Consider the following 5,492-nt stretch of genomic DNA (forward strand, 5'->3'; position numbering starts at 1 on the left):
AGTCCCCAAGCTGGATTTATCGCCTTTTCCTGCACCCTCTTGACAAAAGTGCAATCATTCTAACCTCTCACCGATGGGATACTCCTGGCAAAAATGCCATCCTGATATGGGTTCAACTACTCCATAAAGCCAATACGCTTTTCTTGGCCACTGCACCTTAACTATGGGTTTGACACCACGAGCCGTAATCACTCGCCCAGTTTCGGTTTTCAAACCTAATCTGGTCTCATCCTGGCACAGATAACGTAATCGTTTTCCGCCACCCAATAGGTTTTGTAAAGCTACCAAGGCTAAGGGAATGTTTTTTTAAAAAGGCTTATAGCTTGCTCATCAATAGATGAGCTTATGGGTCTTGGTACTTTCAATTTCGCTCCTAGTTTATAGCGGACTAAACTGTAAACTGTCTTGTAATTGACTTGCACATTCCATTTTTGCTCTATCCATTCGACAATTTGTCCATAACTACTAAATCCCTCTGGGGATTCTAACTTTGACACTAACTCTGAGAGCATTTCTCCTTGAATCACAGGAGTTGCCCCTGGTGCAGTTTTTACCTCTAGAAGCTTGGATAATCCCCCTTGCCGATACCTTTGTAACCACCGTGTTACTGTTGACCCATCTCTGCCCAATCTTCGGCTCAATTCTTGATGCTGTGTCACTTGTTCTGTTTTTATCCACCACAGCATCTGTAAACGCTCTTTTTCAAATGCTGTGCGCGTATTTTTCAAGCTTTTTGACAAATACTCAGCACTTTCTTGAACTTCTAGATTGAAAGGGCGTGCCATTGGTTCCTCATGAGTCTCTATCTTCCATGTTCTTTATTCTACATTTCTATGCACGCTCATTTAGACTTGGTATAAAACCTTATTATCATCAAGAAATGAAGATTTAGTGGCGTTATTATTAGAAGTAATTAATACTCTAGATGTACCAATTGATGGCGTTGTTAGTGATGGACAACAATCAATTCGTAAAGCTGTTAGGGTAGCATTACCAAAAGTAGCTCATGGTTTGTGTCATTATCATTACCTTAAGGAGGCAATTAAACCCATATATGAGGCGGATAGACATGCAAAAAAGGAATTAAAGAAAAAAGTTAGAGGATTACGAGATATTGAACGTAGTGTTGCCAATGAAGATAAGGATTTGGCGACTATTATTGAAGATTATTGCTCGGCAGTACGTAGTTCTATAACCAATGATGGTCATCCACCGTTAGAAGCATCTGGATTAAAGTTACAAGAAAATTTCACATTGATAGAGCAAAGCTTAGGACGGATGGAAAAAAAAGTGCTTTACCCCCACCCTTAGTCAACCTAAAACACCTTCTAGCCAAGGGATTATCTGCAACTGCATCTTTATTTTCACCTGTTATATTTGCATATCAATGGGAAGATACAAGCTAGTAATATTCTCAATAATAAAATAGGTCTTGATGCTGCTGGAGTTAAACAAAGTTATCAGGAACTATTAACAGAAATTTCCCAACAAAAACAGAAAGCTGGTACACTCAATACCGCAATCGATAACTTTATAAAAACTACCCATAACTACTGGTCTGGACTTTTTCATTGTTACGAAATTGAAGATTTTCCCCGAACTAATAATGACTTAGAACATGCTTTTGGTATGCTACGTCATCATCAACGTCGTTGTACTGGTCGTAAGGTTGCCCCCTCATCCCTCGTTATTCGTGGTTCTGTCAAACTTGCCTGTGCAATCGCTACTAAACTTCATTCTTTTACCGCATCTGATTTAGCACAAGTTGATATTCATAACTTGGCTCGAATTACGCTCTCAATTGCAAAAACACTACGCATTGCCAGAATTGAACAGTATCGATTTCGCAGAGACCCCAAGGGTTACTTAGCTAATCTAGAGAGTCGTCTTCTCTAGTGAATTTTACCACGCTAGATAAAATCCCTGTGTTTAAGTTTTAATAAGAATCGGGAGTATCCATCCCCCAATGGCACCAGTCATACAAACGGCTGCTAAGATTGAGAAAACTTCAGTTCGACTCTCTGCTTTCACAAAAGCATTGCTCTTTAAACATCCTCATTTTTTGCTTAGATTATCTCGCTACAATTCCCACGTTGATCTAGTAATTAGCTCATGCTGCAAGAGGAACCCTAGGGAGTGAGATCATGACTAAACCGATTCAAATTCTTTTACAGACAACAATTCCCACCAATGAAGATGATTGGTATATTGGGCGATTTTCTTTGCTAAAGGACTATTTAGCTTCGTTGAAAAGTGACACTGGGGAACCCCTGTACCAGGTAACAGCAAGGGATCGAGAAAATACTGCTGAAAAAAACGATCCAGTTTTAAGTACGCTGGATAATTCAGATTTTGATGAACTGTGGCTGTTTGCTGTGGATGTAGGGGATGGCATAACTCCAAAAGAGTGTCAGAGCATCAGTGCCTTCCGTCAGCGCGGCGGCGGTTTATTGGTCAGCCGTGACCATCAGGATGTAGGTTGTTCGGTTTGCAATCTTGGTGGTGTCGGCGCAGCCCATTACTTTCACAGTAAGAATCCCGATCCCGATCCCTCGCACCACCACCCTGATGACATCTACACTAAGTATATTTCCTGGCCCAACTTCCATTCTGGGTTAAATGGTGACTACGAGAAAATTACTCCCATAGAACCTATTCATGACTTACTCAAGAATTCTACATCACCTTCTGAGGAGATTGAATTCTTTCCGGCTCATCCCCATGAAGGAGCCGTAGGTGTGCCTGCAAACGTGAAGAATGCACGAGTAATTGCCTTGGGTACAAGCTCAGTCTCCGGTCGGGACTTCAACTTAGCAGTTGCTTTTGAAAGTACGCAGGATGAACAAGGAAATACTTTAGGACGTGCGATCGCTGAATCAAGCTTCCACCATTTCGCCGACTACAATTGGGATGTTGATATGGGCGCACCTAGCTTTGTAACCGAACCCCCTGGAGATGGGATGAAGCAAAACCCACAAGCCCTTGAACATATTAAAGCCTATGTGCGAAACTTAGCCCTCTGGCTGGCTCCTACCTCAAGTTAAAGGAAAGTCTCCCATCCTTAAAGACTATGTGTAAACAGCCTTTATCAAACCTTTTTCGATATGTCTTAATTACGAATCACGTTAGCGTAGCGGTAGCGAGTCCGCGAGCGTCATTACGAATTATAAATTAGTATCACTTCCTGCCTGAGTTAAGAAGGCAGAAGTACGAAGGCAGAGGGCAGCTATGTATCCCCATAAATAAATTTAGGGTATTTATAATGGACGTTGTATTTCTTGCGCTTTGCGTCTCGAAATACATATTTCTTTATTCACATCTTGCACCAAGCGACTGAAGTCGCGGCTACACGGACAAAACTCCTACCCTGCGGGAACGCCAAGGGCGAACGGGTAATGCCTCCGGATGCCGCAGGCTGTACGGGAGTGATGCCTCCGGCACGCTACGCGTTAGCGGAGCTTTCGCTTTAGCGATACGCAATCGACGGAAACCGCCCGCCGAAGGATGCCCGAAGCGCTGTAGACTGCGACTCACTCACCGCCTGCGCGGATTCCAAACCATTGATTTTCGGTTAGTCCGCGTAGGCGGACTTCGTTTGTATAGACACGAATTTCATTCGTTAGGGCTAGGTGCAAGATATGTGTCAACTCAGTCTGAGCGTAAGTGCCTCAACAGAGTAATAGCAGCCACCCTTGCTGCTATTGAACGCAAAAAGCTGAAAACCAGGAGGCGAAAAACCTATGGAACTTGGAATGATTGGACTCGGACGTATGGGCGCAAACATGGCACAGCGTTTGATGCGTGCTGGGCATCGTGTAGTTGGCTATGTCCGCCGTACTGAGAAATTGGAGGCAATGGTCAGGGAAGGTGTAATTGCAGCCGGAGCAAGCTCAATCGCCGATCTAGTCAGCAAGTTATCTAAACCCCGCGCCCTTTGGTTGATGATGCCTGCCGCTTCGGTGGATGAAACCATTGAAACGCTCATTGAGCTACTCGAACCAGATGACATTATTATAGATGGCGGTAACTCATACTACCATGATGACATTCGTCGAGCGGCCACATTAAAGGAGCGAGGCATTCACTACGTTGATTGCGGTACGAGTGGAGGTGTTTGGGGATTGAAGCGGGGTTATTGCTTGATGATAGGCGGCGAACCAATGGCCGTCAAACGCCTCGATCCCATTTTTGCATCTCTAGCTCCGGGTGTAGGAGCGATTGACCGCACTCCAGGACGAGACAAGGCAGGCGGTACTGCCGAGCAAGGCTATCTCCACTGCGGGCCCATCGGTGCGGGACACTTCGTCAAAATGGTGCACAACGGCATTGAATACGGTGTCATGGCGGCGTATGCAGAAGGTTTGAATATTCTTCACCACGCCAACATCGGCAAGAATCAGCGCGAGATCGATGCTGAAACCACACCATTACGCAATCCAGAGCATTATCAGTATGACTTTAATCTCGCAGATATTGCCGAAGTCTGGCGTCGGGGTAGTGTAATTGCTTCCTGGCTATTGGATTTGACAGCGATCGCTTTATTGACAAGCCCTAATTTAGAAGAGTTTGGCGGTCGCGTATCGGATTCTGGCGAAGGCCGTTGGACAGTGATCGCGGCGATCGATGAATCTGTACCTGCTCCGGTGTTAAGTGCAGCGCTGTTTGCTCGCTTTATCTCCCGTGGCGAAGCAGACTTTGCCGACAAACTTTTGTCAGCCATGCGCTATCAGTTTGGCGGCCATCATGAAAAAGCTAATTCCTAAAGAGGTTGATCATGGGAACTCCTGATTCAGACGCACTAGTATTTTTTGGGGCAACAGGTGACCTAGCCTACAAAAAAATCTTCCCCAGCCTTCAGGCAATGGTACGGCGGGGCCATCTCAATGTCCCAGTCATTGGCGTTGCCGGACGACCTTGGACGACGGAGCAACTTTGCCAAAGGGTACGCGGTAGCTTAGAACATCATGGCGGTGTAGATCCAATCGCATTTGAGAAACTTTCGGCACAACTCCAATACGTTGCTGGTGACTACAACCAACAAGAAACTTACGAAAAATTACGTCAAGCCCTTGGTGATGCAACCAGCCCGCTCTACTATTTGGCAATTCCACCGAGTTTGTTTGCACAAGTAGTGTCAGGATTGGGCAAATCAGGCTGTGCTAGAAATGCGCGGGTGGTAATTGAAAAACCATTTGGACGGGATTTGCAATCAGCACGCGAGTTAAATCAAATTCTGGCATCAGTTTTTCCCGAATCATCCATCTATCGCATCGACCATTACCTGGGCAAAGAACCACTGCTGAATTTACTCTATTTTCGGTTTGCCAACTCTTTTCTGCAACCGATCTGGAATCGCAACTACGTTGAAAGCATCCAGATTGTGATGGCAGAGGACTTTGGCATTCAAGGACGGGGGCATCGGTGAGAGGTTAGAGGGATTGCACTTTTGTCAAGAGGGTGCAGGAAAAGGGGATAAATCCAGCTTGGAGACT

At 45.1% G+C, this 5,492-nt stretch carries 6 protein-coding genes and 1 pseudogene; 5 read left to right on the plus strand and 2 right to left on the minus strand.

What is annotated here, in order from left to right:
• Positions 1-54: 54 nt before the first annotated feature.
• Positions 55-213: a hypothetical protein gene (locus tag ACEYW6_RS35645; protein WP_412983519.1), complete on the minus strand. Its 159-nt coding sequence runs from the start codon at positions 211-213 to the stop codon at positions 55-57.
• 77 nt (positions 214-290) lie between these two features.
• Positions 291-785: a helix-turn-helix domain-containing protein gene (locus ACEYW6_RS35650; protein ID WP_412983520.1), complete on the minus strand. Its 495-nt coding sequence runs from the start codon at positions 783-785 to the stop codon at positions 291-293.
• A gap of 106 nt (positions 786-891) precedes the next feature.
• On the opposite strand from ACEYW6_RS35650, the gene ACEYW6_RS35655 reads away from it, so the two are divergent.
• The 5 genes and pseudogenes from ACEYW6_RS35655 to ACEYW6_RS35675 form a co-directional block, all read left to right on the plus strand.
• The gene (locus ACEYW6_RS35655; RefSeq protein WP_412983521.1) at positions 892-1,311 is read left to right on the plus strand and encodes a transposase; all 420 of its coding nucleotides are present in this window, start codon (positions 892-894) and stop codon (positions 1,309-1,311) included.
• 66 nt (positions 1,312-1,377) lie between these two features.
• Positions 1,378-1,896 carry a hypothetical protein gene (locus ACEYW6_RS35660; RefSeq protein WP_412983522.1) on the plus strand — a complete coding sequence of 173 codons (519 nt, stop codon included), beginning with the start codon at positions 1,378-1,380 and terminating at the stop codon, positions 1,894-1,896.
• 248 nt (positions 1,897-2,144) lie between these two features.
• Complete coding sequence (locus tag ACEYW6_RS35665; RefSeq protein ID WP_412983523.1) at positions 2,145-3,044, plus strand: hypothetical protein; 900 nt, start codon at positions 2,145-2,147, stop codon at positions 3,042-3,044.
• Positions 3,045-3,740: 696 nt separating this feature from the next.
• Positions 3,741-4,763, plus strand: a complete 1,023-nt coding sequence (gnd, locus tag ACEYW6_RS35670; protein WP_412983524.1) for a phosphogluconate dehydrogenase (NAD(+)-dependent, decarboxylating) — start codon at positions 3,741-3,743, stop codon at positions 4,761-4,763.
• An 11-nt stretch (positions 4,764-4,774) separates the two neighbouring features.
• A pseudogene (locus tag ACEYW6_RS35675) lies at positions 4,775-5,416 on the plus strand (glucose-6-phosphate dehydrogenase); the annotation flags it as partial.
• Between the last annotated feature and the right edge of the window lie 76 nt (positions 5,417-5,492).

The organism is Nostoc sp. UIC 10607, assembly GCF_047228265.1.
In the GTDB taxonomy this organism is placed as follows: Bacteria; Cyanobacteriota; Cyanobacteriia; order Cyanobacteriales; family Nostocaceae; genus Nostoc; species Nostoc foliaceum_A.